Here is a 607-nt window from a genome sequence, read left to right on the forward strand (position 1 = left end):
TCGACCCAAACCACGGTAGTTATAACCATTTGGCGCAAGGCGATGTACAAACCATCACCATCCCTGTGACAGTAACTGACCTAGCTGGCGCGACTGATACCAAGAATCTTGTCATCACCCTAACAGGCACAAATGACGCGCCGGTATTACAGCAAATCCAAGCGCAAAGTGTGACAGAGGATGGCCAATTGCTAACGGGCCAGCTTACAGCAACGGATACTGACGACCATGAAACGGCCACCTACACCGCACCGACCATAGACGGTTTTACGCTAAATGCCGACGGGTCGTACACCTTTGATCCCAGTCACAGCGCCTATCAACACTTGGCCGCAGGTACAGACCAAACTGTCACCATTCCGATTACGGTGACCGACCAAGACGGTGGTACTGACACGCAGAATCTCGTTATTACGGTTCATGGTAAAGACGATGCAGCTATAATAACGGGGGCAAGCACTGGCGCAGTAACTGAAGGAGACGCAGGTGACACCGCAACCGCCAGTGGAACCCTCAGCATATCTGATACCGATACAGGCGAAACACCTGATTTCCCAGATCTTGTCAGTACAACCACCACCTACGGCCATATAGCCATGGTTAATGG

1 protein-coding gene is annotated in these 607 nt (G+C 51.7%); it reads left to right on the forward strand.

Translation table 11 applies throughout. The features are described 5' to 3' along the window. Positions 1-607, forward strand: a 607-nt coding sequence (locus tag A3738_RS10880) for a VCBS domain-containing protein (RefSeq protein WP_156504208.1), incomplete at both ends; no start/stop codon positions are given.

The organism is Oleiphilus sp. HI0066 (assembly GCF_001635725.1).